Origin of the sequence: Pararhizobium sp. O133 (assembly GCF_051669845.1) — a bacterium.
GTDB lineage: Bacteria > Pseudomonadota > Alphaproteobacteria > Rhizobiales > Rhizobiaceae > Pararhizobium.
On record NZ_CP196426.1, the window covers coordinates 1,837,861 to 1,864,150 of the forward strand.

Here is a 26,290-nt window from a genome sequence, read left to right on the forward strand (position 1 = left end):
TGGAAGTGGACCAATCAGGCCGTCTGCATGGCACCGGGGCCGGGGGTGGCCTTCGGTGGCACCTTGCCGAGGATGATCATGCCGAGCACCTCGTCCTTGGTGACGTCTTCGGTGCGGGCGTGGCCGACGACCTGGCCGTTCTTCATCACCGAGACGCGGTCGGCGAGATCGAACACGTCGTGGATGTCGTGGCTGATCAGGAAGATGCCGATGCCCTCGCGCTTCAGCTGCTTAATCAGTTCGCCGACCTGCGCCGTTTCCTGCGGTCCGAGTGCTGCCGTCGGCTCGTCCATGATCAGGATGCGGGCGTCGAACAGGATGGCGCGGGCGATGGCGACCGACTGGCGCTGGCCGCCCGAAAGCGCTTTCACCGGCTCCTTGAAGCGGCGGAAGTTCGGGTTGAGGCGGCCCATGACCTCGCGGGCCTTGGCCTCCATTGCGACATCGTCGAGCGTGCCCCAGGGGGTGCGCAGTTCGCGGCCGAGATAGAGGTTGGCGGCGGCGTCGACGTTGTCGGCGACGGCGAGCGTCTGGTAGATCGTCTCGATGCCGTAGCCCTTGGCGTCGCGCGGATTGCTGATATGGACCTCTTCGCCGTTGATCAGGATTTCGCCGCCGTCGCGTTTATAGGCGCCCGAGAGAATCTTGATCAGGGTCGACTTGCCGGCGCCGTTGTGGCCGAGCAGGGCCACGACTTCTCCCGGATAGAGATCGACCGAGGCGTTGTCGACGGCGTGGATACCGCCGAAGGAGATGGAAATATTCTTCATTTCCACCAATGGAGTGCGTTTGTCCGTCATTGTTCGAACTCCTCTACTTGGCTCGGCCGCGGTACACGGTGTCCAGCCAGACGGCCATGACCAGTACGATGCCGATGACGATGCTTTGCAGCGGCGTGTCGATGCGCAACAGCACCATGCCCGATTGCAACGACTGCATGACGATGGCGCCGAGAACCGCACCGGAGATCGTGCCCATGCCGCCGGCAAGAGACGTGCCGCCGATGACGGCCGCTGCGATCGTGTACAGTTCGTCAAGCGTGCCCTGCGCGTTGGTCGCGGCATTGAGGCGGGCGGTCGAGATCGCCGCGGCGATGGCGCAGAGCGCACCCATCAGCGCGAAGATGCGAACGGTGACCCAGCGGGTCTTGATGCCGGCGAGTTCCGCTGCTTCCGGGTTGCCGCCGATGGCGAAAACGTAGCGGCCGAAGCGGGTGCGGGTTGTGAGGAAGCTCATGGCGATGGCGATGCCGACGGCCATCAGGACCGGGATGGCAATGCCGAGCGGGATCTGCAGTCCGCCTTCCGGCCAGGGAATGTTGTGCGCTTCGGCGTATTTCTTGGCGAGGTTGACCGGCATGTAATAGCTGTTGAGCACCCAGACGGCGGCCAGAACCATGATGCAGCCGACGGCCGACAGGAAATATTCGGCCCACATCGGACGCAGCGGAAAGCCGAAGCGCTTGCGCTGCTTGCGCGAATTGATGATGGAGGCAACGATCACCAGGCAGGCCAGCACGCCGACGATCCAGCTTGCCGTTGCGCCGATCGAGCCTTCAGCGCCACCGCCCATCAGGCGGAACGTCGAGTCCATCGGGGCGACCGTCGCGCCGCTGATGACGAGGAAGGCGCCTGCGCGCCAGATCAGCAGGCCGCCGAGGGTGACGATGAAGGCGGGAACGTTGAGAAAGGCGATGATCAGTCCCTGGAACGCGCCGATTGCCGTTCCAAGAACGATGCCGACGGCAAGCGCGATGATCCAAGTTGCCGGATTGTCGAAACCGATCAGCGGCGGCAGGATCTTCGCCTGGGTGATCGCCATGATCATGCCGACGAAGCCGAGGATCGAGCCGACCGACAGGTCGATGTTGCGTGTGACGATGACCAGCACCATGCCGGTCGCCATGACGGACACCGATGCGGCCTGGACCGTGAGGTTCCACAGGTTGCGCGGCGTCAGGAAAAGGCCGTCGGTGGTGATCTGAAAGCCGATCCAGATGATCAGCAGGGCGCCGATCATGCCGAGAAGGCGTGTATCGATCTCGGTCGCCTGCAGGAAACGCTGCAGGGCAGAGCCTTGCGTCTTCAGCGTGTTGCTGGCGGGTGTGGCAATGGTGGTGTTTGCCATTTCCTGATTTCTCCCCCTTTATTGCTGTCTTCTACAGCGCCATGCGCCGGATGCCGCGCCAAGGCTGCCGTAAATGTTGTCACTGTACCACTGGGCATCATCCTTGGACCAACATGGGTCGAGGAAATGCGCCGGGTCGCGTCTGCGCATCGGAGAAGCGCCGCAACGGTGGCCGTTGCGGCGCTCTTGACGGGACCCTAGATGCCCATGGTCAGGATCGGATCAGTTGCAGACAGCAACGGTTCCGGCCTTGACGCCCTGGCAGGTTTCTTCCTTGGAGATCCAGCCGGCGTCGATGACGACGTTCAGGTTGTCCTTGGTGATCGGCTGCGGAGCGATGAAGAACGAGTTCATTTCGACGCCCTTCGGACCGCCGGAGAACTTGACCGTGCCTTCGACGGCATCCATGGCGGCGCCGCCAGCCAGAGCGACTGCGATTTCGCCGGCCTTCTTGCCGAGCTCGCGCGAGTCCTTCCAGACCGAAACGGTCTGCGTGCCGAGCGCGACGCGGTTGAGGGCAGCCTTGTCACCGTCCTGGCCCGAAACCGGTACCGAGCCAGCCAGGCCCTGGGCTTCGAGAGCCGCGACCACGCCGCCGGCCATGCCGTCGTTGGACGAAACGACGCCGTCGACCTTGTTGTCGTTGGCGGTCAGGAACTGCTCCATGTTCTTCTGTGCAGCTTCAGGCTTCCAGCCGTCGGTGTAGGCTTCGCCGACGTTCTTGATCTTACCGGCGTCCATGGCTTCCTTCAGCACTTCCAGCTGACCGGAGAAGAGGAAGTCGGCGTTCGGATCGGTCGATGCGCCCTTGATGAAGACATAGTTGCCTTCCGGCTTCACCTTGAACACTTCGCGGGCCTGCATGCGGCCGACTTCCTTGTTGTCGAAGGTGATGTAGTAGGCAGCCGGATTTTCGATCAGGCGGTCGTAGCCGACGACCGGGATGCCTTCTGCGGCGGCCTTTTCGATGGCCGGGCCGATGGCTTCCGAATCCTGGGCCAAAACGATGATGGCGTTGGCGCCCTGAGCGATCAGCGATTCGATGTCGGTCAGCTGCTTGGCGGCGGATGCCTGGGCGTCAGCGGAGATGTACTTGTCGCCCGATGCTTCGAGTGCTGCCTTGATGGCGGCTTCGTCGGTTTTCCAACGCTCTTCCTGGAAGTTCGACCAGGAAACGCCGACCACGAGGTCCTTGGCGTGCGCGACGGAGTGCAAGGATGCAATGATGGCAACGCCTGCCATCAGTTTCAAAACTGATTTCATGAAGTCCTCCCAAGTGACCGCTGGCCGTCCATGCGAACCTCCCGCACAGCCCCCGGCCAGCCAATATGCTGTCGCAAAACCGATAAGAGTTTTTTCTCGACAGTCGAGAAAATAGATGTCAGAGTTTTAGAAGGCTGTCAACAAGGCTTTGAAAAAGCTCTGGCGGAGCCGCAGATGCTTTGGGAGGGGCATGTGTTCGTGGGAATCTTCAGTGGCAACAGGGATACGCAATGCTGACAAAATCCAGCACCGAACTGGTGCGTCAGCAGAACAGCGCCCTGGTGCTCGCGACGCTCCGGCGCCTGGGCTCGCTCTCCCATACCGATATTTCCGAACATACCGGTCTGGCATCGGCCACCGTTTCGGCTATCACCGCGGACCTTGAACGTGTCGGCGTCATCGAGAAGGCGGAACAGCAGGCGCCGTCCGGTCGTGGCCGCCCGCGCGTTTTTTTCGCCCAGCGCCGCGACAGCGGGTATCTCATCGCTGTGCGCATTTCGTCCGATGCCATTCAATATTCGCTGGTCGATTATTCTGGACGGCTGATCGACCGTTTTGAGGAACCGCGCAATCACGGTTTTGCCGGGACGCGGCATTTCGCCGCCGGTTTCCTCGATGCGCTCGATCGGCTCGTCCAACGCTCGCGGCTGGAGCGGGCGCAGGTTCTTGCTGTGTCGATCAGCAGCAAGGGGACAGTCGATCCGGCTGGCAAGCGGCTTCTGTGGTCGCCGGTCCTGGGGGGAGAACAGATCGATTTCGCGGCCCTTCTGGAGCAGGAATGGCGCGCCAAGGTGACCCTGAACAACGAAACATTGCTCGTTGCCCAGGCTCTCGGCATGAAGGCGGATGCCAGCCAGAACGGCGGTTTCCGGGGGCTGGCGGCGCTGTCGCTGGGCCATAGCATCGGGCTTGGCGTCGCGCGCAAGGACAGGTTCGGGGAGTTGGAAGTCACGGCGCCGAATTTCGGCCATATGCTGCATGCTGCCAATGGCTGCCTCTGCCGATGTGGCTCTTTCGGCTGTATCGAGGCATCCGCCGGCTTCTATGGCATCCTGCGCACCGCCTTCGAGGTTCCGCCGGACACGATCCCGGCAAAGTTCGTGCCGCTTGCCGAAATGGACAAGATCGCAACGAGTGCCCGCCAGGGAAACCGCATGGCGGGGTATGCCTTCCGGCAGGCGGGTATCGCGCTCGGCAACGGTCTCTCCAGACTGCTCAGTCTCTATGACCGCATGCCGATTTCCATCACCGGGCCGGGGACGCGCTATTTCGATCTTTTGCAGCGAGGGGTCGACGAGGGGCTGGAGCAGTCGCACGAGGTTCGCCTGCAGGGGCGCCCGGAGATTTCGGTGATATTCGACGAACAGCGTCTGGTCTTTGATGGACACCTCGACAGGGCGCTGACCGATATGGATCATGACATCGCTGCCTTTCGGCCAGTTCCCGCAGCCGGTGATATCGCCTGATAAAATAGAAAGTCCGGTCAAGCCCGGCCTTCGGAGTGCTGACAAAGTCATCTTTCCGCGATTTTGGACATCGTTTGGGGAGTGCGGAGCCACCATTCTCTCCCTCATTCCCGTGCTTGTCACGGGAATCCAGCCAGCTCAAATCATTGAGCTGAAAGAGTCTTTTGACCCGACGGACGTCGGGTCGCTGGATCCCCGCCACAAGGGCGAGGATGAGGGAGAGTGGGTGTTGCCTCGTTCTCAAACAACCGGCCTGGGAGTTCGTCAGCGGTCTGAGGCCGGTCAAACCCGGCCTTTCCATAGATGTTCGAATCTGGATTACGCTTCGATGCGGATCTGGCGCTTTTCGGCGACGGACTTGACGGCCGCATCGGCGAGTACGAGTGCGGCAAGGCCATCGGCGCCGGACGGCGATATCGTCGTGCCTTTTTCGATCGCGGAGATGAAACCGGCGATTTCGTTGGCATAGGCTTCGGTGTAGCGGGTCATGAAGAAGTCGTGCAGCGGCGGGCGGGTATAGCCGTCGCCATTGGCGATCTCGATCGAGACGGCGCGCTGGTTTTCCGCCGAGACGACGCCCTTCGAGCCGTGCGCTTCGATGCGCTGATCGTAGCCATAGGTGGCGCGGCGCGAGTTCGAGATGATCGCCTGCTTGCCGGACGCGGTTTCGAGAATGACGGAGACGCTGTCATAGTCGCCGGCCTTGCCGATTTCCGGATCGACGAGAACGGCGGCGTGTGCGGTGACGATGACGGGTTCTTCGCCGAGCAGGAAGCGGGCCATGTCGAAGTCGTGGATCGTCATGTCGCGGAAGATGCCGCCCGAACGCTTGATATAATCGACCGGCGGAGCACCAGGGTCGCGCGAGATGATGGTGACCATTTCGACGTCACCGATCTTGCCATCGTCGATCGCCTTTCGCACGGCCATGAAATGCGGGTCGAAGCGGCGGTTGAATCCGACCATCAGCTTGCCCTTGGTTTCCTCGACAACCTTCATGCATTCGCGCACGCGGCCGACATTGAGATCAACAGGCTTTTCGCAGAAGATCGCCTTGCCGGCGCGGGCGAAGCGCTCGATCAGGTCGGCATGGGTGTCGGTCGGGGTGCAGATGACGACCGCATCGATATCACCGGCCTTTTCGATCGCTTCGATCGTGCGGACGTCGCAGCCATATTGTTTGGCGATCGCGTCCGCCGCGTCCGGAAACGCATCCGCCACGGCGACGAGCACCGCATCCGGATTGCCGCTGACGGCCTTGGCGTGAACCTTGCCGATGCGGCCGGCGCCGAGAAGACCAAATCTGACAGTCATGTTACATCTCTTTTCGTCGAGCGGCAGGTCGCCGCGAAGGGGGGCGGTGTGATGACGCTCACTCCGGACAGGCGTTATAGGTAGAGGTTTCGATGGTTGCGTTTCAAGGGCTTTTGGGCGCCTGACAGTCCCAAGTATAACAACCGCTCTTGGTCCATTTCATTCGATGCACATCCGTGAACTCTTGTCCCGCAGCGGATATAAATCGGAATGAAAAGTAGATTTTTTTATTTTCGGAATATTTATTCCATTCAAGATGTCTCCGTCAAGCCGTTAAAGGTGTCGTCCCCTTGCGGCGGGCATCTTTTTGGACATAAAGCTGTTGCCCTGACGCCCGGCCGTGATGGTTCGGCTTATACCGAGGATGTTTCTGCATGATGATGAAGTTCATTGACCCGGACCACCCGTTCTACCGGCCGCTCTGGGTTCGGCTTCTGATCGTCATCTTCTGCTCGGCCTGGACGGCGGTGGAATTCTACAACGGCGAGAACACCTGGGGCATGATCTTTCTCGCCGTCTCGACCTATGCCGCCTGCGTGCTGATTATTTTCTTCAAGCCCAAGACGGAAATGATCGAAGAGGCAAAGCCCGACGATCCTGCCTGAGCGGATCAGGCGATTCGCAAGCGTCTTTGCGCCTCGTCGATCAGCATGTTGGCAATCTTCATGCGGATGGTGGCATTGGCGCGGAAATCCGGATGATGGCGATCGGGATGATTGTCGGCCGCAAAGGTCCGGCGCTTGTCTGCGAGGCTCTGTTGGCTCTCTGTTCCCGTGATGCCCAAATCGGTGGCGATTTCCTCGGGGCGAACGCGGCTGAGATGATCCGGAATAACGGGAGCGGGAAGCGGCTTGGGCGGCACCAGCATGTCGTCGCCGGCCGTATCGAAATAGGCGCGCTGCACCGCGCGGCTGTCCGCCAGTCCCGCCGACACTGCGAGGTTGCCGACGAAGCCGGCATTGAGGCCGCGAATGGAAGGGGCCGTCGATTGCTCGTCGCGGAGTTCCGCCTCCGCGTCTTCTTCCGTTTTCAATCGCTCCAGCACCGACTGGAATACCGACATTCCGAACATGGCCGTCTCCATTTGCGGCGGAAATCTGAGCATATCAAGGTTTTGCGGGCCTGATCATGCCGTGCTCTGCTTCAGGATGAGATCATAGAGCAGTTTGGCGCTGGGAGGCAGGGCACGGCCGCGGGCGGTGATCAGGCTGTAGGGCCTTATCCTGATATCGAAGTCTGTTGGCAGGATACGGATTTCCCCCGCCTGGCCGCCGTTGCTGGCGATCAGATTGGCGACGTCGCGGGCGACCGGAGCGATCGCATTGGAGTTGCGCACGATGGAAATGGTCAGGATGATCGACGACGTATTGATGATCGTGGCGGGAAGGGGCGTGCCGGCCGATAAAAAACTGTCCTCGACCGCGCGCCGCAAAAGGGTTCCCGATGGTTGGAAAACCCAGTCGTAACCGGGCAGGTCGGTGGTCGCGACCATGCCCTTTTCCAAAAGCGGATGTCCTTCTCGTACGATCAGGCACACGTCTTCCTCGCCGATCTCGATCAGGTTGAATTGCCGCGGGTCAATGTCGTCAGGGATACGGCCGATGACGAAGTCGTGCCGTGCCGCAAGAAGTTCGCGCACCAGCACGTTGCTGTTCTCGATCTGGATGTTGATCTCGATGCCCGGGTAGGCGGTGGATACCTGGCGAATGGCCGGAACTGCGAGGTTGAGAGCTGGTCCGGTTACCGACCCAAGGGAAACGGAGCCACCGCTTCCTGTTCTCAACTCGTTGATTTCGCGAGCTGTTTCCCGCAGTTCGAGAAACACCGTGCGAGCCCTTCGGGCAAGTGCCCTGCCATACTGCGTCAGCTCGACGCCGCGCGCGACACGGGCGCAGAGCGGTGCCTTCAGGATGGCTTCGACTTCACCGAGCATGCGCGAGGCGGCCGGCTGCGAAATGCTCAGCGCATCGGCTGCCGCACTGATCTGACCATGGTCCTCGATGGCGAGAATCAGCTGGAGGTGACTCATTTTTAAGCCTGATCGAAAGATCCCGCGTTCGGAATAATCCGCAGGCACGGATGTGAGCAGCACCGGATCGTCCATATTTTACCCGCCTCCCGAGAAAAATCGGTTAATTTTGTGAAAAAATCACACTGTTGTCGATGATTATATCAAAAATGTTATGCGGATACACCTATATTGCATTTGACAGTTATGATGTTTGATTCCAGTTTGCAGCCATGTGCGCCAGCGTGCTCAGGAGCGTGTAAGGCCTGGGAGGGCTTTCTTTCACCCCTTAAACCTCCGCCATGGATCGTTTGGATCTCGTGGTTACGCGAAGCGCTGCACATATCGAGACGAGCCGATGCTTGTCTGGATCAACACTCAGGGAGAGATACATGAAATTGATTACTTCGCTTCTTGCCGCCGCAGCGCTCAGCGTGGCGTCGTTCGTCGTTCCGGCGCTCGCTCAGGACAAGGGCACCGTTGGCATCTCGATGCCGACCAAGACCTCGACCCGCTGGATCTCCGACGGCGAAACCATGGAAAAGCTGTTCAAGGAAGCCGGCTACACCCCGGACCTGCAGTTCGCTGACGACGACATTCCGAACCAGCTCGCCCAGATCGAAAACATGGTCACCAAGGGTGCCAAGGTTCTCATCATCGGCGCCATCGACGGCACGACGCTCTCCGACATCCTGGCCAAGGCTCACGAAGCCGGCGTCAAGGTCATTGCTTACGACCGTCTGATCCGCGATTCCGGCAATGTCGACTACTACGCAACGTTCGACAACTTCCAGGTCGGCGTTCTGCAGGCAACCAGCCTCGTGGACGGCCTGAAGAAGAACTTCGCCGGCGTGAAGCCGTGGAACGTCGAACTCTTCGGCGGTTCGCCGGACGATAACAACGCCTTCTTCTTCTACGATGGTGCAATGTCGGTTCTGCAGCCGCTCATCGACAGCGGCGACATCGTCGTGAAGTCCGGCCAGCAGGGCATGGACCAGGTTGGTACGCTGCGTTGGGACGGTGCCGTTGCACAGGCCCGCATGGAAAACCTGCTCTCCTCGACCTACACGGACGCACAGGTCAACGGCGTTCTGTCGCCCTACGATGGTCTGTCCATCGGTATCCTCTCGGCTCTCAAGGGCGTCGGCTACGGCTCGGGCGACCTGAAGACCCCGGTCGTGACCGGCCAGGACGCTGAACTTCCGTCCGTCAAGTCGATCCTGGCTGACGAACAGTATTCGACCGTCTTCAAGGACACCCGCGAACTGGCCAAGGTCGCCGTCACCATGACGGACGCCATCCTCGGCGGCAAGGAGCCGGAAGTTAACGACACCAAGACGTACGACAACGGCGTCAAGGTCATCCCGTCCTACCTCCTGAAGCCGGTTGCTGTCGACAAGACCAACGCCAAGGACATCCTGGTCGGCGCCGGTTACTACACCGAAGACCAGATCAACAACTGATCCCGTCTTTTTCAACTTGGGCCCGCGATCACTTGCGGGCCCTTTTATCTTGATGAGAGAGTTGTATTGTCGGCCTGTCTGACCTCATCATTCACGGACTGCCGCAGGAATACCTGACCATGGACAACATCATTCTGGAAATGCGGGGCATCACCAAGACGTTCCCGGGCGTCAAGGCGCTCGACAACGTCAACCTCAAGGTCCGCGAGGGTGAAATTCACGCGCTGGTCGGCGAAAATGGAGCCGGAAAATCGACACTGATGAAAGTGTTGAGCGGCGTTTACCCGGCCGGCAGCTATGACGGCGACATTCATTACGACAACGAGGTTCGCCATTTCTCGACCATTTCCGACAGCGAACATCTCGGGATCATCATCATCCACCAGGAGTTGGCGCTCGTGCCGCTTCTGTCGATCGCCGAAAACATCTTCCTCGGAAACGAAGTCGCTACCAAGGGCGTCATCGACTGGAAACACACTTTCTCGCGCACCAAGGATCTGCTGCAGAAGGTGGGTTTGAAGGAGCCGCCGACGGCCCGCATCACCGACATCGGTATCGGCAAGCAGCAACTGGTGGAAATCGCCAAGGCGCTGTCGAAGAAGGTGCGCCTGCTGATCCTCGACGAGCCGACCGCTTCGCTCAACGAAACCGATTCCGACTCGCTCCTGAAGCTTTTGATGGAATTCCGCAAGCAGGGCATGACCTCGATCATCATTTCGCACAAGCTGAACGAGATCAAGAAGGTCGCCGACAAGATCACCATCCTGCGCGATGGCGGCACGGTTGAAACGCTCGACTGTCACAACGAGGACATCAGCGAAGACCGTATCATCAAGGGCATGGTCGGCCGAGACATGGAAGACCGCTACCCGCCGCGCGAACCCAAGATCGGCGGTACGCTGCTGGAAGTGAAGCACTGGAACGTCTTCCACCAGCATCACCGTGATCGGCAGTTCCTCCATGACATCAATTTCACCGTGCGGGCCGGCGAAGTCGTCGGTATCGCCGGATTGATGGGGGCAGGCCGTACCGAGACCGCGATGAGCATTTTCGGCAAGTCCTGGGGCCACAAGATCACCGGCGACGTGTTCATGCACGGCAAGCAGGTCGATGTCAGCACCATTCCACGTGCGATTGATGCCGGTCTTGCCTATGTCACCGAAGACCGCAAGCATCTCGGCCTCGTGCTGAGCAACAACATCATGCACAACACGACGCTGTCGAATCTCGAAGCGGTATCATCGACCGGCGTGATCGACGATCGCAAGGAACGCACCGTCGCGACCGACTACAGGACGAAGCTGCGCATCCGTTCGCATTCGATCTATCAGGAAGCGGTCAATCTTTCCGGCGGCAACCAGCAGAAGGTCGTGCTGTCCAAGTGGCTGTTCACCAATCCCGAGGTCCTGATCCTCGACGAACCGACGCGCGGTATCGACGTCGGCGCGAAATATGAAATCTACACCATCATCAACCAGCTTGCCGCAGAGGGCAAAGGCATCCTCATGATCTCGTCGGAGATGCCCGAACTTCTCGGAACCTGCGACCGAATCTACGTCATGAACGAGGGATGCATCGTGGCCGAGCTTTCCAGGGCTGAAGCCAGCCAGGAGTCAATCATGCGCGCCATCATGCGTTCCGGGGAGAAACACTAATCATGGTCACCGAAACCAAAACCACCCAGTCTGTCGGCGAATATCTGCGGGCCAACATCCGCGAATACGGCCTGCTCGTCGCCCTCGTCGTCATCATGGTGTTCTTCCAGATCGTGACCGGAGGCGTCTTGTTCCGCCCCGTCAACATCACCAACCTGATCCTGCAGAACTCGTTCATCGTCATCATGGCGCTGGGCATGCTGCTGATCATCGTCGCCGGACATATCGATCTGTCTGTCGGATCGATCGTCGCTCTGACAGGCGGCCTTTCGGCCATCATGCTCGTGAAGATGGGCATTCATTATTCGCTGGTCGTGCCCCTGTGTCTCATCCTTGGCGGCGTGATCGGCGCGGCGCAGGGTTACTGGATCGCCTACCAGAAGATTCCGGCCTTCATCGTCACGCTCGCCGGCATGCTCGTCTTCCGCGGCCTCACCTATCTCGTTTTGCAGAACCGCCCGATCGGCCCGTTCCCGAAGGAATTCCAGGTCCTCTCCACCGGTTTCGTGCCTGATATCCTGTGGTTCCTGAACCCGGCTCCTGGCTTGATCACCAACATGTTTGCCTTGGTCGCCGTCCTGGCGCTGGTTGCTCTCGCCATCTATTTCGGCCTGCGCGATCGCGCGGAAAACGACAAGCACGGCACCGAGAATGAGCCCTTCGCCTTCTTCGCGGCCCAGATGGCCATCATTGCCGTGGTCGCGATCTTCCTCGGCTTCCAGTTGTCGACCTATCGAGGCCTGCCGAACGTCCTCGTCGTCATGGCCGTGCTGATCGCGCTCTATACGTTCGTCACCACCCGCTCGACGATCGGCCGCCGTATTTATGCGATGGGCGGTAACGAGAAGGCGGCCAAGCTTTCGGGTATCAACACCGAACGCCTGACCTTCTATACCTTCGTCAACATGGGTGTTCTCGCAGCGCTCGCCGGCATGATCATCGCGGCCCGCCTCAACTCGGCGACGCCGAAAGCCGGCGTCGGCTTCGAACTCGACGTCATCGCGGCCTGCTTCATCGGTGGCGCTTCCGCTTCCGGCGGCGTCGGCAAGATCACCGGTGCGGTCATTGGCGCCTTCATCATGGGCGTGATGAACAACGGCATGTCGATCATGGGTCTCGGCATCGACTACCAGCAGCTCGTCAAGGGCCTGGTCCTGCTCGCTGCCGTGTTCTTCGACGTCTACAACAAGAACAAGGGCTGATCGGTTCCGATCCGTCCCGCGTCGCCGGCATCTGCCGGCGCGCAAATCCTGGACCGGAGCGCGTCTCGCGCTCGCATCGAAACGATGACGCCCCGGCCCGCGCATTCATGATGAGACGGTGGCATGCCACCATGTGTGGGAGCGCCTGCCGTGTCTCCCGATGGGTTGTCGTTGCCGAAAGCCCCGCTTGACGCCGACCGGACAGCCCGGATTTAGAAAAGGACAAAGCTGTGCTGATTTCCCAGGTGAAGAACAATGACGGCTCGATCACGGTTGCCGTTCGTGAATTGGGCGAGGCCGCGCGCGCCGTGAAAGGCGCGGCCAGCGTCTACGCGCTGGCGATGGAAGCGGCGAATTCGGGCAAGAGCCTGAAGGCTGTCGTCGATGCGCACGGCCTTGGCGAGGAAATCGATCTTCAGGACGTCTACGCCAAGGGCCGGTTCCTGCCGCCGATCACGCATCCGGACATTGCCCATCTCCACCTCACCGGTACGGGCCTGACGCATCTCGGTTCAGCATCCACCCGTGACGCCATGCACGCTGCGGTCTCCAAGGTCGAGGGAGGCGCCACCGACACGATGAAGATGTTCAAGATGGGCCTCGAAGGCGGCAAGCCGAAGGCCGGCGAGAAGGGCGTCCAGCCCGAATGGTTCTATAAGGGCAATGGCAGCCAGGCCGTAGCCCCCGGCGGCGATCTCGTTTCCCCGTCCTTTGCCGAGGATGGTGGTGAGGAGCCTGAAATGGCCGGCATCTACGTCATTTCGGACAAGGGTGCGGCTTTTCGCATCGGCTTTGCCGTGGCCAACGAGTTTTCCGACCACGTCACCGAGCGGGTGAACTATCTCTACCTTGCGCATTCAAAGCTGCGTCCGGCAAGCTTCGGCCCGGAAATCCGCGTCGGTGAAGCCCCTAGCGATATTCGCGGCGCCTCACGCATCATCCGCGATGGCGCGGTCTTCTGGGAAAAGCCGTTCCTGTCGGGCGAGGCCAACATGTCCCATACTTTCGCCAATCTGGAATATCATCATTTCAAATACGGCATTTTCCGTGCGCCGGGCGATGTGCATGTCCATATGTTCGGGACGGCGACGCTATCTTTCGGCGACGGTATCAAGACGCAGGCCGGCGATATCTTTGAAATCGAGGCTTCCGAGTTCGGCCTGCCGCTGCGCAACACACTGGCGCTCGCCGCCGAAGACGAGATCGTGATCGGCCAACTCTGAGCGGCCGTTTTTGACAGGGCGCGTGCCTGTCCCAAGGGTGCGCGCGGACAAGAAACAAGGAGGGCTTGAGCCCATGACACTTCATCATAACCTGATCGCCGGCGAATGGGTCGGCAGCAACGGCGTCGAGAACATCAATCCGTCGAACACCAACGAGGTCGTCGGCCTCTATGCCTCGGCCAGCGCCGACGATGCCAAGACCGCGATCGCGGCCGCCAAGCAGGCTTTTCCGGCCTGGTCGCGTTCGGGCATTCTCGAACGCCATGCGATCCTAAAGAAGACGTCCGACGAGATCCTCGCCCGCAAGGATGAACTCGGCCGCCTGCTGGCCCGCGAAGAAGGCAAGACCCTGCCGGAAGCGATCGGCGAAACCATCCGCGCCGCCCAGATCTTCGATTTCTTCGCTGGCGAGGCGCTGCGTCTGGCCGGTGAAGTTCTGCCGTCCGTGCGCCCGAATATCGGCGTCGAGATCACCCGCGAGCCGATCGGCGTCATCGGCATCATTACGCCGTGGAACTTCCCGATCGCCATCCCCGCCTGGAAGATCGCGCCGGCACTCTGCTATGGCAACACGATCGTCTTCAAGCCGGCCGAACTGGTGCCGGGCTGCTCCTGGGCGATCGTCGACATCCTCCACCGCGCCGGCCTGCCGAAGGGCGTCTTGAACCTCGTCATGGGCAAGGGCTCGGTCGTGGGGCAAGCCATGCTCGAAAGCCCGGATCTTGCCGGCATCACCTTTACCGGCTCGACCGGCACCGGCAAACGGGTGGCAAGCGCCTCCATCGAGCATAACCGCAAGTTCCAGCTGGAAATGGGCGGCAAGAACCCGATGGTCGTGCTGGAGGACGCGGATCTCAGCGTTGCCGTCGAAGCAGCCGCCAATTCCGGCTTCTTCTCGACCGGCCAGCGTTGCACGGCCTCCTCGCGCCTGATCGTCACCGAAGGCATCCATGACAGGTTCGTGGCGGCCCTGACCGAAAAGCTGAAGACGCTGGTGGTCGATGATCCGCTGAAGGCCGGCACCCATATCGGACCGGTCGTCGACGAACGGCAACTGGCGACCGATACCGACTATATCGCCATCGGCCGCCAAGAAGGCGCCAAGCTTGCCTTCGGTGGCGAGACGATCAAGCGCGACAATCCCGGTTTCTTCCTGCAGCCGACGCTGTTTACCGAGGCCACCAACCAGATGCGCATCAGCCGCGAGGAAATCTTCGGCCCGGTCGCATCGGTGATCCGCGTCAAGGATTACGAGGAAGCGCTGGCCGTTGCCAACGATACGCCATTTGGCTTGGCGGCCGCTATCGCCACGACGAGCCTCAAGCATGCGACGCACTTCAAGCGCAATTCGGAAGCGGGCATGGTGATGGTCAACCTGCCGTCGGCGGGCGTGGACTTCCACGTCCCGTTCGGCGGCCGCAAGGCCTCCTCCTTCGGCTCGCGCGAGCAGGGCAAGTACGCGAGCGAGTTCTTCACTGTGGTCAAGACTGCCTACACGCTGGCGTAAGTTTTCCGGTCGGATCGGTCACGGCGGCCGATCCGGTCCGGTTGTTCAAAGGACAAGGACAATGCATAAAAAAGCGGAATGGCCGCGCAGACTGAGGTCGCAGGAATGGTACGGCGGCACCAGCCGTGACGTCATCTATCACCGCGGCTGGATGAAGAACCAGGGATATCCGCACGACCTGTTCGATGGGCGCCCGGTCATCGGCATCCTCAACACCTGGTCGGATATGACGCCCTGCAACGGCCATCTGCGTGAGCTGGCTGAGAAGGTGAAGGCGGGCATCTGGGAAGCCGGCGGCTTTCCGATGGAAGTGCCGGTGTTCTCGGCCTCGGAAAACACCTTCCGTCCGACCGCGATGATGTACCGCAACCTTGCGGCGCTCTCGATCGAGGAAACCATTCGCGGCCAACCGATGGACGGCTGCGTGCTGATGGTCGGCTGTGACAAGACCACCCCGTCGCTGCTGATGGCGGCCGCCTCGGTCGACCTGCCGTCGATCGTCGTCACCGGCGGCCCGATGCTCAACGGCTATTTCCGCGGCGAGCGCGTCGGCTCCGGCACGCATCTGTGGAAGTTCTCCGAAATGGTGAAAGCCGGCGAGATGACGCAGGACGAGTTCCTAGAGGCTGAAGCCTCGATGAGCCGTTCGTCGGGCACCTGCAACACGATGGGCACGGCTTCCACGATGGCCTCTATGGCCGAAGCGCTCGGCATGGCTCTCTCCGGCAACGCCGCGATCCCGGGTGTCGATAGCCGCCGCAAGGTCATGGCACAGATCACCGGCCGGCGTATCGTGCAGATGGTCAAGGACGACCTGAAGCCCTCCGACATCATGACCAAGCAGGCCTTCGAAAATGCCATCCGCACCAATGCGGCGATCGGCGGCTCGACCAACGCCGTCATCCATCTCCTCGCCATGGCCGGCCGCGCCGGCATCGACCTGACGCTGGACGACTGGGACCGTTGTGGCCGCGATGTTCCGACGATCGTCAACCTGATGCCGTCGGGCAAATACCTGATGGAAGAGTTTTTCTACGCCGGCGGCCTGCCGGTCGTGCTGAAGCGTCTCGGCGAGGCCGGCCTCTTGCACAAGGATGCGCTCACAGTGTCCGGCGAGACCGTCTGGGATGAAGTCAAGGACGTCGTGAACTGGAACGAGGACGTCATCCTGCCGGCGGAAAAGGCGCTGACGCAATCGGGCGGCATCGTCGTCGTGCGCGGCAACCTTGCTCCTAAGGGTGCTGTCCTGAAACCGTCGGCCGCTTCGCCGCATCTTCTCACCCATCGCGGCCGCGCCGTGGTGTTCGAGGACATCGACGACTACAAGGCCAAGATCAATGACGACAATCTCGACATCGACGAGACCTGCGTCATGGTCATGAAGAACTGTGGTCCGAAGGGTTATCCGGGCATGGCCGAGGTCGGCAATATGGGCCTGCCGCCGAAGGTGCTGAAGAAAGGCATTACCGACATGGTCCGTATCTCGGACGCGCGCATGTCCGGCACCGCCTATGGTACCGTCGTGCTGCACACCTCGCCGGAAGCCGCCGTCGGTGGCCCGCTGGCCGTCGTCAAGAATGGCGACATGATCGAGCTGGACGTTCCGAACCGTCGCCTGCATGTCGATATTTCCGACGAAGAAATGGCACGCCGCCTGGCCGAGTGGAAGCCGAGCCATGAACTTCCGGCGTCCGGTTATGCCTGGCTGCACCAGCAGCACGTCCAGGGCGCCGACACCGGTGCCGACCTCGATTTCCTCAAGGGATGTCGTGGTAGCGCGGTTGGCAAGGACAGCCACTGATCGGTTCAGTTCAACCAGCGAGTGGCCGGTTTTCCGGCCATTCTTCTTCTATCGGGGAATCGCCAAGGCTATTCCAAGCTGGCCGGCTGCAGCCGCCAAGGCTTTATCCTTGGTAGCGAGGGATGCTCCACTGCGCGCGGCGAGTTCAAGGTAAGCTGCGTCATAGCTCGTCAGCTTATGCGTTCTGGCAAGAGATAGTGTCTCGCTCCATGCTCTGCCTGCGGTTTGTGGATCCGTCTCAATTGGCATCCGAGTAATCAATTCGAGTCGTTGAGATATCTCGGCGGCTGAGATACGCCCACGCCTTTCTGCCTGGAGAAGTACGTTTGCAAGCTCCAGATGGAAGAGCGAGGGAACAAGGCCGCCGCTGGCGATTATATCCTGTGTCACCGCATCGGTTTCGTCCGAAGCCTCATCCTCAAAACACCACGCAAGTGCGATCGAAGCGTCAATGACAATTGTCATTTCCGACCTTCATCGCGTAGTTCTTTCCAAGAAAGATCGCCTAGCGTATTGCTCCGTCGCAGTTCCTTCAATTTTTGAAAGGCACTCTGAGGCGTGGTGGCCTCATCGGGTTCAGCACTCACGAGCCGGGCAATTGCCCTTCCATGTTTGGTGATGGTGATTTCTTCACCATTTGCAACGCGGTCCAGCAATGAAGAAAAATGCGTCTTGGCTTCAAATGCACCAATTTTTGACATGAAGCGCCTCCAGTTCTGGTTTGAATTTTAAACCAGAACTCAAGGCAAGTAAACGCTTCCTTGCGACAGTTACTGACTCTGCGTCTGGCTTTGCCCCTGCTGCTCGACCGTGACGGCCACCTTCAGCGCTTCGGTCGCCGAACCGTGGATCAGGCCGGAGATAGGGGCGGCATCACGATAGTCCAATCCGCAGGCGATGCGGACATAACGATCGTCGGGGCACATCTTGTTGGCGGCATCGAATCCCACCCAGCCGAGACCACTGAGGTGGACTTCGGCCCAGGCGTGGCTTGCCGTTTGCTCCGGCAGGTTTTCCATCATCAGGTAGCCGGAAACATAGCGGGCGGGCAGGCCGAGCGTGCGGGCGGCTGCGATCATGATATGGGCGTGGTCCTGGCAGACGCCGCTCTTTTGCACCAGCGCCTGTTCGGCGGTTGTTTCCGTTCCGGTTTCGCCTTGCCGGTATTCCACTGTTTCGGCGATCGTTTCCATCAGCGCGTGCATTTTGGCAAGATCCGTGTCGCCGGCCATCGCCTTGGCGAGGTTGCGGATCGGCTTGCTCGTCTTGGTCAGCGGCGTCTCGCGCAGGTAAAGCCACAGCGGTGCATAGGATTGGTGCGCGCCGTAGACGCCGGCCCGATCCTCTGTGTCGACCTCGCCGGTTGCGATGATGCGAATGAAGGTCTGATCGCCGTTGACGCTGACGAGACTGACGCGATTGCCGAAATGGTCGTCATAACCCACCTCCATCTTGGCGCCCTCGACGGATGTCTCCCAACTGATGACGGTTTGTCCCGGCTGCGTCAGCGGCGTCAACCGCAGGCGCTGCAGCGAATATTGCACCGGCTCGTCATAGGTGTATTCGGTGGTGTGGCTGATCTTCAGACGCATCGGTCTCTCCCCATCCGAATCTCAGTAGAAGCGGTAGCCATCTGAGATTTCCTGTCCCAAACGGTTGTTATGGCTGATGAAATTCTCGATATATTCGTGCAGGCCCTGGTCCATCACATCCTTGATCGAATGGCTGCGCAGTGACGACAGGGTTTCTTCCGCCGTTGTGTGCGCCGCATGGCTCTCGCCATATTCGCGCGAGAGATAGCCAAGATTGCTGACGATCTTGTCGTAGCAATAGGCAAGCGAGCGCGGCATGCGTCCGTTGAGGATCAGGAAGTCTGCGATATTCGACGGCTTGTATTCGGCCTCGTAGACCCAGCCGTAGGATCGGTGCGCCGAGACGGAGCGCAGGATCGATTCCCACTGAACATTGTCGATCGAGGAACCGACCTGCGAGACCGCCGGCAGCAACACGTAATATTTGACGTCGAGGATGCGGGCCGTGTTGTCGGCCCGTTCGATGAAGGTGCCGATGCGCGAAAAGTTGAAGATCTCGTTGCGCAGCATCGTGCCGTGGAAGGCGCCGCGGATCAGGCCGGTCTTCCGCTTGATGCCGTCGATCACCTCGGGCAGTTCCGCCGCCTTGATGCGGCGCGCCAGGATGTTCTTCAGGTCCAGATAGCACTCATTGGTCGCTTCCCAGGTCTCCCGAGTCAGCGCGGTGCGGACCATGCGGGCATTGCTGCGGCCGGCGTCGATGCAGGACATGACGCTCGACGGATTGGAACGGTCGCGCAGCAGGAAATCGATGGCGTCGGCGCTGGTCAGCTTTTCATAGAGATCGTCGTAGATGTCACGGACACCCGAACTCTGCAGCACGCCGTCCCAATCGTCTTCCGTGGCTTCCGAGCGTGTCAGCGACATGCGCAGGCCGGCATCGATCAGGCGGGCGCTGTTTTCGGCCCGCTCGATGTAGCGGAACATCCAGTAGAGGCCGTTTGCGGTTCTTCCAAGCATGCGTATCAGTCCTCCAGAACCCAGGTATCCTTGGTGCCGCCGCCCTGGCTGGAATTCACCACCAGCGAGCCGGCCTTCAGAGCCACGCGGGTAAGGCCACCCGGAATGATCTGCACCTTGTCTGAGACGAGGACATAGGGACGAAGGTCCACATGGCGTGGAGCGATGCCCTTGTTGACGAGGATCGGCACCGTCGAGAGCGACAGTGTCGGCTGGGCGATGTAATTGGCGGGGCGCGCTTTCAGCTTTTCGGCAAAGAGCGCCCGTTCCTTCTTCGAGGCCGTCGGCCCGACCAGCATGCCGTAGCCGCCGGATCCATGCACTTCCTTGACGACGAGGTCGGCGAGGTTGTCGAGCACATATTGCAGGCTATCGGCTTCCGAACAGCGCCAGGTCGGCACGTTTTCGAGCAGCGCCTTGCGGCCGGTGTAGAATTCGACGATCTCCGGCATATAGGAATAAATCGCCTTGTCGTCGCAGATGCCCGTTCCCGGCGCGTTGGCGATGGTGATGTTGCCGGCCCGGTAGACATCCATGATGCCGGGAATGCCGAGCGCCGATTCCGGCTTGAATGTCAGCGGATCGAGATAGTCGTCATCGACGCGGCGGTAGAGCACGTCGATCGCCTCATAGCCACGCGTGGTGCGCATCTTCACCTTGCCGTCGATGACGCGAAGATCCGAACCCTCGACCAGTTCGACGCCCATCATGTCGGCGAGGAAGGCATGTTCGTAATAGGCGGAATTGTAGATGCCGGGCGTGAGCACGGCGACGCGCGGCTTGCCTTCGCAGCCGGGAGGCGCCAGCGACGCGAGGCTGTGGCGCAGAAGGTAGGGATAGTTCTCGACCGGGCGCACACGGTTCTGATGGAAGAGTTCGGGAAACATCTGCATCATCGTCTCGCGGTTTTCCAGCATGTAGCTGACACCGGACGGCGTGCGGGCATTGTCTTCCAGGACGTAGAACTGGTCTTCGCCGGTGCGCACGATGTCCGTGCCGACAATATGGGTATAGACACCGCCCGGCGGACGGAAGCCGATCATCTGCGGCAGGAAGGCGACATTGCGCTCGATCAGTTCGCGGGGGACGCGGCCGGCCTTGATGATTTCCTGCTTGTGATAGATGTCGTCGAGGAAGGCATTGAGGGCAATGACCCGCTGTTCGATGCCCTGCGCCAGCTTGCGCCATTCACGGCCGGAAATGATGCGCGGTATCAGGTCGAAGGGGATGAGCTTTTCGGCGCTGTCCGCGTGTCCGTAGACCGCGAAAGTGATGCCGGTCTTGCGGAAGATATTCTCGGCCTCTTTCGATTTTGCAATCAGGCGGGCCCGGTCCTGGCTGGCGTACCAATCATTATAAGTCGAGTAAGGCTGGCGCGGGCTATTGTCCGCATTCATCATTTCGTCAAATGCCAACGGTGTGATCCCCTTTTTTGTCATTTGAGTACAACAACAGGGGCAATGCAAGAACCATGCACGTTTCAGGGCAAAAGAAATTCCGGTGGAAGATCGCCGCTTTTTTAAGCCAAGACCGGCCTTTCTGCTGACTTATGCTGCAGGCTGAGAGGATTTGCAGCGCAGCTACATTGTATGTCCTTGAACGGCAGAAGCCAGTGTCCGGCACAGGCATCATTTTTGCCTGTTTTATGGGCGGTTATCTTGTTGGCCCGGAAGGTCAATATCAGGAATTTTGTTTTGACCATCAATGGCGGGCGCTCTATCGCAGTCTGCGATCACGATACCCTATCAGGAACCCCATATGACCCTCGACCGCCTGGCCCCGGCCATTTTCGTTATGCTCTGGTCGACCGGATGGGTGATCGCGAAATATGCGGATATCTACGCTGATCCGCTGACATTCCTGGTGCTGCGCTATTTCGGGGCGACGCTGCTGTTCATCGGCTTCTGCGTGGCGACCGGCGCGGCCTGGCCGAAGACCTGGACGGCGGCCGGGCATGCCATCGTGTCGGGAATCTTCCTGCACGGCCTTTATCTCGGCGCCGTCTGGTGGTGCATCGGGCAGGGCGTTCCGGCGGCGATCTCCGGCATAATCGCAGGGCTGCAGCCGCTGATGACGGCCGCCGTCGCTCCGGCCTTGCTGGGTGAGAACCTGTCGGGCCAGCAGAAGATCGGGCTCATTCTCGGCTTTCTCGGCATCGGCCTCGCAGTGCTGCCCAAGGTCCTGGTGATCGACACCGGGGCAACGCCGATCCACCTCTTTCCGGTCATCGTCAATGTTATCGGCATGGCGGCGGTCACCTATGGCACCATCTACCAGAAGCGGCATTTGCAAGAAGGTGACATCCGTTCGACCGCTGCCCTGCAATATATCGGTGCGCTGATCGTCACCCTTCCGGCCGCGTTTTTTCTGGAGGATATGCGCGTCGTCTGGAGCGTCCAGCTGTTCGCCGCCTTGGGATGGGCGGTGTTCGGCCTGTCCATGGGAGCGATCGTCCTGCTGCTTTACCTGATCAGGCGGGGACAGGTGTCACGCGCGGCATCGCTGATCTATCTCGTGCCACCGCTTGCCGCTGTCCAGGCCTGGCTGTTCTTCGATGAGGCCCTAACGCTGCCGATGATCATCGGCACGTTCATCGCAGTTGCCGGCGTCTACCTCACCAATAGAAAGCCTGCACCCGCCAACGCTTGAGCGCGGCGGGCCGACGTACATCATTTGAATGAGGGGTGGCGCGCTCAGGCGGTTGCGCCGTGAGCCGGGCCTTCTTCCTTCACCTCGCGCGGTGTCGGTGTGGTGATGACGCCGTGATTGGGATCATGCACGTCCTGGCCCTTGGAGCCATCGGCCGCCACCGGAAGTTCACGGGCCTTGCTGCTGCGCTGGGTGTCGCGCAGGCTGGTTGCTTCATCGATCAGGGCGGTCAGTTCGTCTTCGGAGAAGTCGGAAAGGTCAAACGTCTTGGCCATGATGGTCTCCTTTTGGCGCGTTTATCTCAGGGGATAAACGCACGACATCCGAAATCGACCAAGGCAATGGGCAATTTTTTCTAAGGGGGAGACGAAACGCAAACGGCGGGATTTTCATCCCGCCGTCGTCTTCAATAACAATGCCTTCGATAAGGCTTACGCCTCATCACGGCGCTGGCCGTTGGCGCGCTTGCGCTGGGTTTGGGCGCCGGGGCCGGTGGCTTCGCGGTTCTGGTTGGCGCCGCCATGGTTGCGGTTACGCCATTCGCCCTGTTTCTGGCCGGGACGTCCGTTGCGGTTGCCGCCCGGACGCTTGGCAAGCGCCTGTTCGTGGGCAGCCTGCGCTGCCGGACCCTGACCCTTGCGATGCTGCTTCTTCTGCTGGTTGTCGCCGACAAGAAGATCGTCACCGGCAAACGGGCTCGGGGCTGCACGTTCGGTGCGATGAACGTTGTCGCTGCCGCCTTGCGGACGCGGACGACGCTCGTTGTGGCCATTGCCGGCCGGACGCGAGGCGTTGCGTGCGCCATTGCCGCCACGGGCACCCTTGGGGCGCGCACGGTCGGCCGGAACGTCGCCGCTGGCAACGGCGATCTCGATGTTCATCAGGCGCTCGATATCGCGCAGAAGACGGATTTCGTCGGGTGCGCAGAAGGCGATCGCGATGCCGTCGCGACCGGCACGGGCGGTGCGGCCGATGCGGTGAACATAGGCGTCGGGAACTTCCGGCAGGTCGTAGTTGTAGACATGTGTGACGCCGGGGATGTCGATGCCGCGAGCGGCGACGTCTGTCGCCACCAGCACGCGGGTTTCGCCGTCACGGAAGGCCTTCAGGGCACGCTCACGCTGGCCCTGGCTCTTGTTGCCGTGGATCGAGGCGACGGAGAAGCCGACATGGTCCAGATGCTTCATCAGTTTTTCGGCACCATGCTTGGTGCGCGAGAAGACCATGGCACGGCCATCGGGATTTTCGGTCAGCGTCTTCTTCAGGATTTCCGTCTTCTGGCTGGCGCCCTGGACGAAGTGGACAAACTGCTCGACCTTGTCGGCAGCCTTGCCCGGAGGCGAAACTTCGACGCGCTTCGGATTGCTCAGATATTCGGCTGCCAGATCAGCGATTGCCTTCGGCATCGTGGCCGAGAACAACAGCGTCTGGCGGTTCTTCGGAACCAGCTTGGAAATCTTGCGCAGGTCATGGATGAAGCCAAGGTCCAGCATCTGGTCGGCTTCGTCGAGCACGAGGTAGCGGGCCTGCGTCAGCGTCACGGCCTTGCGGGCAATAAGGTCGAGAAGACGACCGGGCGTCGCGACGAGAATATCGACACCCCGTGACAACTGCTCGGACTGCTTGTTGATCGACGCACCGCCGACGACGAGACCGATCTTAATCGGGGTCTTCTTGACGAAGTCCTTCAGGTTGGCGGCGATCTGGTTCACCAGTTCGCGGGTCGGGGCGAGAACCAGGGCCCGGATGTTGCGCGGATCGGGGCGCTTGCCGTCGGCCATCATCTTTTCGATCATCGGCAGGCCGAAAGCGGCCGTCTTGCCGGTGCCGGTCTGGGCAAGACCGATCAGGTCATGGCCTTCCATGACGAGCGGAATGGCTTGGGCCTGGATCGGCGTCGGCGTTTCGAACCCGAGGGAGGAGAGGGTCGAAAGCACGTGCTCGGAGAGGCCAAGGTCTTTGAAAGTGGTCAATGTAGTGCCTTTATCGGGGGCGCAAAACGAATAGCGCCGGAACTGCACCATGCGGTTCCGGTTTCGCTTCGCGTCAAGAACCCCGCGTGATTTGGGAACTTGTGGGTTGATTAAGCTGTCTGCGCTGCATTTTGCCACGTTTGGCAAAACATTTCTGGATGCGCTTATCCTTCGTTACGGATCGGTTTGATCCCGCAGGGCTCGCTCACGCGGCGGCCGGAAGGTGACGCTGCGCCTCATGTCGTTGTTTTGCCGTCAAAAGTCAAGGGATAGTTTTTGCAGATGCGAAGAGGCTGGCCCATCAGTTCATGGTGAGCGTGAAATCACCACACGCCAGAACCGCGCCATTGATGAGGATCTCGATGCGGTGGCCACCTGGATAGTACTGCCGGGTAGTGATCGCCCGCATGGCATGACTGCGCGCCATGTCGATGGTTTCGCCGGGCTTCAGCGTCAGGCTCTTCCATTTGAAGACCTTGGGCGCCAGGCTGCCATTGGCTTTCCGGTGATGGATCGCATAGTCGATCATCAATTGCTGCGATGCATCATCATCATTGGTGACGGTGAGCGAGAAGGCGAGCGAATTGCCGAAATTCACCACATCGTTGTCGATGCTCAGAGTGGCGCGAATGCCGGTGCTTGGTGCGAAACCAAAATTGGCGAGCGCCATGGCATCGCCCTTCTTCAACAGTGTTCGAGAGGCATGCCGCAGCAATTGCCGCCGTTCGGATGAAGCTCCGCTGATATGCCGCCCGACGAAGGCGGCGACAAGGGCAGGGTGGTCCTTGGCGATGTCGTTGAGGCTGTTGGCGACAGAGCGGCGGACATAATCTTCGGGGTCGTCGAGCAGGGCGGTGAGGATCGGCAGAATCGGTTGCGGATCGCGCATCAGCGCCGGCAGGCGCATGGCCCAGGGCAGGCGCGGGCGGGTGCCTTCGCTGGCGAGCCTGCGGACATGGTGGTTGGGATGAGACACCCAACCCCCGATCGTTTTCAGCGCACGGGTCTGATCGGCATGAATGAACGGACGGATACCGAACTCGGCGGTGAAATGCGGCGTCAGTTGCTTGAGGAGTTCCAAGGACAGATCGAAATGGCCAAGTCCGTTCTGCGCCACGAACTGGCTGATCGGCAGCAGAGCCCAGCCGGTGATCCCGGCGCGACCGTCCTGCGGCAGGCTGGCGGACAGGATGGCGGCCGCTTTTTCGAAATCCTCCGGCAGGGTTTCGCCGAGCGCATCGCGGATCTGCAAGGCGCGCTGCATCAGTTCCAGCCGGTCCATGTCCCGGCTTGCCCGTTCCACGAAGCGGTCGCTGTCGAAACTGGTCGAATGTTGCGCGATATGCCCGGCCATGGATCGGACGAGGGCCGGGTGAAGCAGGTTTTTTAGCGGTTCAGGCATGGCGCGGGTCCGGATGTGATTCTTGAAGACCATAGCTGCTGTTTGGCCGCGAATGTAGCCAAGCCTGGCCTCGGCCTCCGGTTCTTCCGGTCTTCGCGAAAAATCTCGGGAACCTTCCTTTTTCCTGCGGCGTTGGTTCTCTCGCGTCGCTCGTTCCCCACGGGCGGCGAGGTGTTCGATCCTGCGCCGCCGGCGCTGGGATCATTGAACGCCGAGATCACGCTCGAGGAGACGAATATGACCACCACATGGATTCTTGCCGCCGACGGAAATCAGGCCCGTCTATTGAAGGGCGTGAACTTTCTCAAGGATGGACCCCAAAGCCCCGAGCAGGAAATTTTTCAACTGGAACCCAAGCGCGTCCAGGACATCATGGCCGACAAACCGGGCCGCAGCCATTCGTCGAATGGGCAGGGACGGTCGGCAATGGAATATTCCAGCGATCCGGTGCGCGAGGAGCAGCAGCGGTTCACGGCGGAAATTGCCAGCAAGATCGACGGATATGAGCAGGAGGGCGCCTTCGACCGCCTCGTCGTTTGCGCCGCGCCCCAGACCCTCGGTGACCTGCGTTCCATGTTGTCGACGGCGACGCGCGCAAAGACGACGGTGGAGATCAGCAAGGACTACAGCAAGATGCCGACGGATAAGTTGATCTCGTCCGTCCGTTCCGCCATGTCCAACTGAT

The 26,290-nt window shown here is 60.5% G+C and carries 25 protein-coding genes; 11 read left to right on the forward strand and 14 right to left on the reverse strand.

The genetic code is table 11. The annotated features are described in order from the left end of the window. Window positions 1-14: 14 nt before the first annotated feature. From ACST81_RS08830 to xylF, 3 genes are all read right to left on the reverse strand, one after another. Entirely contained in the window at window positions 15-800 is a 786-nt protein-coding gene (locus ACST81_RS08830; RefSeq protein ID WP_438752551.1) for an ATP-binding cassette domain-containing protein, read from the reverse strand. A gap of 13 nt (window positions 801-813) precedes the next feature. Then, window positions 814-2,127 carry a sugar ABC transporter permease gene (locus ACST81_RS08835; RefSeq protein ID WP_438752552.1) on the reverse strand — a complete coding sequence of 438 codons (1,314 nt, stop codon included), beginning with the start codon at window positions 2,125-2,127 and terminating at the stop codon, window positions 814-816. A gap of 222 nt (window positions 2,128-2,349) precedes the next feature. Beyond that, window positions 2,350-3,390: a D-xylose ABC transporter substrate-binding protein gene (gene xylF / locus ACST81_RS08840; RefSeq protein ID WP_438752553.1), complete on the reverse strand. Its 1,041-nt coding sequence runs from the start codon at window positions 3,388-3,390 to the stop codon at window positions 2,350-2,352. Window positions 3,391-3,620: 230 nt separating this feature from the next. Here xylF and ACST81_RS08845 point away from each other — a divergent pair, with 230 nt between their 5' ends. Further along, entirely contained in the window at window positions 3,621-4,856 is a 1,236-nt protein-coding gene (locus tag ACST81_RS08845) for an ROK family transcriptional regulator (protein ID WP_438752554.1), read from the forward strand. 318 nt (window positions 4,857-5,174) lie between these two features. Here ACST81_RS08845 and iolG read toward each other — a convergent pair whose 3' ends face one another. Continuing rightward, on the reverse strand, window positions 5,175-6,170 hold the full coding sequence (gene iolG / locus ACST81_RS08850; RefSeq protein WP_438752555.1) for an inositol 2-dehydrogenase: 996 nt from the start codon (window positions 6,168-6,170) through the stop codon (window positions 5,175-5,177). A gap of 210 nt (window positions 6,171-6,380) precedes the next feature. On the opposite strand from iolG, the gene ACST81_RS08855 reads away from it, so the two are divergent. Together ACST81_RS08855 and ACST81_RS08860 are read left to right on the forward strand one after the other, a co-directional pair. Then, entirely contained in the window at window positions 6,381-6,548 is a 168-nt protein-coding gene (locus tag ACST81_RS08855) for a hypothetical protein (RefSeq protein ID WP_438752556.1), read from the forward strand. After that, entirely contained in the window at window positions 6,548-6,775 is a 228-nt protein-coding gene (locus tag ACST81_RS08860) for a hypothetical protein (protein ID WP_438753458.1), read from the forward strand. Before ACST81_RS08855 ends, ACST81_RS08860 begins: the two co-directional genes overlap by 1 nt. A 5-nt stretch (window positions 6,776-6,780) precedes the next feature. Here ACST81_RS08860 and ACST81_RS08865 read toward each other — a convergent pair whose 3' ends face one another. Together ACST81_RS08865 and ACST81_RS08870 are read right to left on the reverse strand one after the other, a co-directional pair. Beyond that, on the reverse strand, window positions 6,781-7,242 hold the full coding sequence (locus tag ACST81_RS08865; protein WP_438752557.1) for a hypothetical protein: 462 nt from the start codon (window positions 7,240-7,242) through the stop codon (window positions 6,781-6,783). Window positions 7,243-7,296: 54 nt separating this feature from the next. Continuing rightward, entirely contained in the window at window positions 7,297-8,274 is a 978-nt protein-coding gene (locus tag ACST81_RS08870; protein ID WP_438752558.1) for a LysR family transcriptional regulator, read from the reverse strand. A gap of 296 nt (window positions 8,275-8,570) precedes the next feature. Here ACST81_RS08870 and chvE point away from each other — a divergent pair, with 296 nt between their 5' ends. From chvE to araD, 6 genes are all read left to right on the forward strand, one after another. Then, on the forward strand, window positions 8,571-9,641 hold the full coding sequence (gene chvE, locus ACST81_RS08875) for a multiple monosaccharide ABC transporter substrate-binding protein (protein ID WP_438752559.1): 1,071 nt from the start codon (window positions 8,571-8,573) through the stop codon (window positions 9,639-9,641). 119 nt (window positions 9,642-9,760) lie between these two features. Beyond that, window positions 9,761-11,296 carry a multiple monosaccharide ABC transporter ATP-binding protein gene (gene mmsA, locus ACST81_RS08880; protein ID WP_438752560.1) on the forward strand — a complete coding sequence of 512 codons (1,536 nt, stop codon included), beginning with the start codon at window positions 9,761-9,763 and terminating at the stop codon, window positions 11,294-11,296. A 2-nt stretch (window positions 11,297-11,298) separates the two neighbouring features. Next, window positions 11,299-12,498: a multiple monosaccharide ABC transporter permease gene (gene mmsB, locus ACST81_RS08885; RefSeq protein WP_438752561.1), complete on the forward strand. Its 1,200-nt coding sequence runs from the start codon at window positions 11,299-11,301 to the stop codon at window positions 12,496-12,498. Window positions 12,499-12,728: 230 nt separating this feature from the next. Further along, complete coding sequence (araD1, locus tag ACST81_RS08890; RefSeq protein ID WP_438752562.1) at window positions 12,729-13,721, forward strand: AraD1 family protein; 993 nt, start codon at window positions 12,729-12,731, stop codon at window positions 13,719-13,721. A 73-nt stretch (window positions 13,722-13,794) separates the two neighbouring features. Continuing rightward, window positions 13,795-15,228, forward strand: coding sequence for an aldehyde dehydrogenase family protein (locus ACST81_RS08895; RefSeq protein ID WP_438752563.1), 1,434 nt, complete (start codon window positions 13,795-13,797; stop codon window positions 15,226-15,228). A gap of 61 nt (window positions 15,229-15,289) precedes the next feature. After that, a complete protein-coding gene (araD, locus tag ACST81_RS08900) occupies window positions 15,290-17,029 on the forward strand; it encodes an L-arabinonate dehydratase (protein ID WP_438752564.1) in 1,740 nt (579 codons plus the stop codon). 48 nt (window positions 17,030-17,077) lie between these two features. On the opposite strand, the gene ACST81_RS08905 is transcribed toward araD, so the two are convergent. From ACST81_RS08905 to ACST81_RS08925, 5 genes are all read right to left on the reverse strand, one after another. Then, the gene (locus ACST81_RS08905) at window positions 17,078-17,494 is read right to left on the reverse strand and encodes a type II toxin-antitoxin system VapC family toxin (RefSeq protein WP_438752565.1); all 417 of its coding nucleotides are present in this window, start codon (window positions 17,492-17,494) and stop codon (window positions 17,078-17,080) included. After that, on the reverse strand, window positions 17,491-17,730 hold the full coding sequence (locus tag ACST81_RS08910) for a type II toxin-antitoxin system Phd/YefM family antitoxin (RefSeq protein WP_438752566.1): 240 nt from the start codon (window positions 17,728-17,730) through the stop codon (window positions 17,491-17,493). The genes ACST81_RS08905 and ACST81_RS08910 overlap by 4 nt, the downstream gene beginning before the upstream one ends. Window positions 17,731-17,799: 69 nt before the next feature. Continuing rightward, window positions 17,800-18,621 carry a transglutaminase family protein gene (locus tag ACST81_RS08915; RefSeq protein WP_438752567.1) on the reverse strand — a complete coding sequence of 274 codons (822 nt, stop codon included), beginning with the start codon at window positions 18,619-18,621 and terminating at the stop codon, window positions 17,800-17,802. 21 nt (window positions 18,622-18,642) lie between these two features. Continuing rightward, window positions 18,643-19,581 carry an alpha-E domain-containing protein gene (locus tag ACST81_RS08920; RefSeq protein ID WP_438752568.1) on the reverse strand — a complete coding sequence of 313 codons (939 nt, stop codon included), beginning with the start codon at window positions 19,579-19,581 and terminating at the stop codon, window positions 18,643-18,645. A gap of 5 nt (window positions 19,582-19,586) precedes the next feature. Then, window positions 19,587-20,981, reverse strand: a complete 1,395-nt coding sequence (locus tag ACST81_RS08925) for a circularly permuted type 2 ATP-grasp protein (RefSeq protein ID WP_438753460.1) — start codon at window positions 20,979-20,981, stop codon at window positions 19,587-19,589. 358 nt (window positions 20,982-21,339) lie between these two features. Here ACST81_RS08925 and ACST81_RS08930 point away from each other — a divergent pair, with 358 nt between their 5' ends. Then, window positions 21,340-22,230: a DMT family transporter gene (locus ACST81_RS08930; protein WP_438752569.1), complete on the forward strand. Its 891-nt coding sequence runs from the start codon at window positions 21,340-21,342 to the stop codon at window positions 22,228-22,230. 44 nt (window positions 22,231-22,274) lie between these two features. Here the strand turns inward: ACST81_RS08930 and ACST81_RS08935 are convergent, their stop codons facing one another. The 3 genes from ACST81_RS08935 to ACST81_RS08945 form a co-directional block, all read right to left on the reverse strand. Beyond that, window positions 22,275-22,505 carry a hypothetical protein gene (locus tag ACST81_RS08935; RefSeq protein ID WP_438752570.1) on the reverse strand — a complete coding sequence of 77 codons (231 nt, stop codon included), beginning with the start codon at window positions 22,503-22,505 and terminating at the stop codon, window positions 22,275-22,277. A 156-nt stretch (window positions 22,506-22,661) separates the two neighbouring features. Beyond that, complete coding sequence (locus ACST81_RS08940; RefSeq protein WP_438752571.1) at window positions 22,662-24,203, reverse strand: DEAD/DEAH box helicase; 1,542 nt, start codon at window positions 24,201-24,203, stop codon at window positions 22,662-22,664. A 301-nt stretch (window positions 24,204-24,504) separates the two neighbouring features. Further along, window positions 24,505-25,605 carry a DNA alkylation repair protein gene (locus tag ACST81_RS08945; protein WP_438752572.1) on the reverse strand — a complete coding sequence of 367 codons (1,101 nt, stop codon included), beginning with the start codon at window positions 25,603-25,605 and terminating at the stop codon, window positions 24,505-24,507. A gap of 15 nt (window positions 25,606-25,620) precedes the next feature. Between ACST81_RS08945 and ACST81_RS08950 the strand changes: the two genes are divergently transcribed. Continuing rightward, a complete protein-coding gene (locus ACST81_RS08950; RefSeq protein ID WP_438752573.1) occupies window positions 25,621-26,289 on the forward strand; it encodes a host attachment protein in 669 nt (222 codons plus the stop codon). Window position 26,290 lies beyond the last annotated feature (1 nt).

Coding starts and splice junctions, on each gene's coding strand:
- ACST81_RS08945 (WP_438752572.1), bottom strand. CDS start 25,605: ATGCCTGAACCGCTAAAAAACCTGCTTCACCCGGCCCTCGTCCGATCC.
- ACST81_RS08870 (WP_438752558.1), bottom strand. CDS start 8,274: ATGGACGATCCGGTGCTGCTCACATCCGTGCCTGCGGATTATTCCGAA.
- ACST81_RS08930 (WP_438752569.1), top strand. CDS start 21,340: ATGACCCTCGACCGCCTGGCCCCGGCCATTTTCGTTATGCTCTGGTCG.
- chvE (WP_438752559.1), top strand. CDS start 8,571: ATGAAATTGATTACTTCGCTTCTTGCCGCCGCAGCGCTCAGCGTGGCG.
- ACST81_RS08925 (WP_438753460.1), bottom strand. CDS start 20,981: ATGATGAATGCGGACAATAGCCCGCGCCAGCCTTACTCGACTTATAAT.
- mmsA (WP_438752560.1), top strand. CDS start 9,761: ATGGACAACATCATTCTGGAAATGCGGGGCATCACCAAGACGTTCCCG.
- mmsB (WP_438752561.1), top strand. CDS start 11,299: ATGGTCACCGAAACCAAAACCACCCAGTCTGTCGGCGAATATCTGCGG.
- ACST81_RS08865 (WP_438752557.1), bottom strand. CDS start 7,242: ATGTTCGGAATGTCGGTATTCCAGTCGGTGCTGGAGCGATTGAAAACG.
- ACST81_RS08920 (WP_438752568.1), bottom strand. CDS start 19,581: ATGCTTGGAAGAACCGCAAACGGCCTCTACTGGATGTTCCGCTACATC.
- xylF (WP_438752553.1), bottom strand. CDS start 3,390: ATGAAATCAGTTTTGAAACTGATGGCAGGCGTTGCCATCATTGCATCC.
- araD (WP_438752564.1), top strand. CDS start 15,290: ATGCATAAAAAAGCGGAATGGCCGCGCAGACTGAGGTCGCAGGAATGG.
- ACST81_RS08915 (WP_438752567.1), bottom strand. CDS start 18,621: ATGCGTCTGAAGATCAGCCACACCACCGAATACACCTATGACGAGCCG.
- ACST81_RS08860 (WP_438753458.1), top strand. CDS start 6,548: ATGATGAAGTTCATTGACCCGGACCACCCGTTCTACCGGCCGCTCTGG.
- ACST81_RS08830 (WP_438752551.1), bottom strand. CDS start 800: ATGACGGACAAACGCACTCCATTGGTGGAAATGAAGAATATTTCCATC.
- ACST81_RS08905 (WP_438752565.1), bottom strand. CDS start 17,494: ATGACAATTGTCATTGACGCTTCGATCGCACTTGCGTGGTGTTTTGAG.
- ACST81_RS08845 (WP_438752554.1), top strand. CDS start 3,621: ATGCTGACAAAATCCAGCACCGAACTGGTGCGTCAGCAGAACAGCGCC.
- ACST81_RS08855 (WP_438752556.1), top strand. CDS start 6,381: ATGAAAAGTAGATTTTTTTATTTTCGGAATATTTATTCCATTCAAGAT.
- ACST81_RS08895 (WP_438752563.1), top strand. CDS start 13,795: ATGACACTTCATCATAACCTGATCGCCGGCGAATGGGTCGGCAGCAAC.
- ACST81_RS08835 (WP_438752552.1), bottom strand. CDS start 2,127: ATGGCAAACACCACCATTGCCACACCCGCCAGCAACACGCTGAAGACG.
- iolG (WP_438752555.1), bottom strand. CDS start 6,170: ATGACTGTCAGATTTGGTCTTCTCGGCGCCGGCCGCATCGGCAAGGTT.
- ACST81_RS08910 (WP_438752566.1), bottom strand. CDS start 17,730: ATGTCAAAAATTGGTGCATTTGAAGCCAAGACGCATTTTTCTTCATTG.
- ACST81_RS08935 (WP_438752570.1), bottom strand. CDS start 22,505: ATGGCCAAGACGTTTGACCTTTCCGACTTCTCCGAAGACGAACTGACC.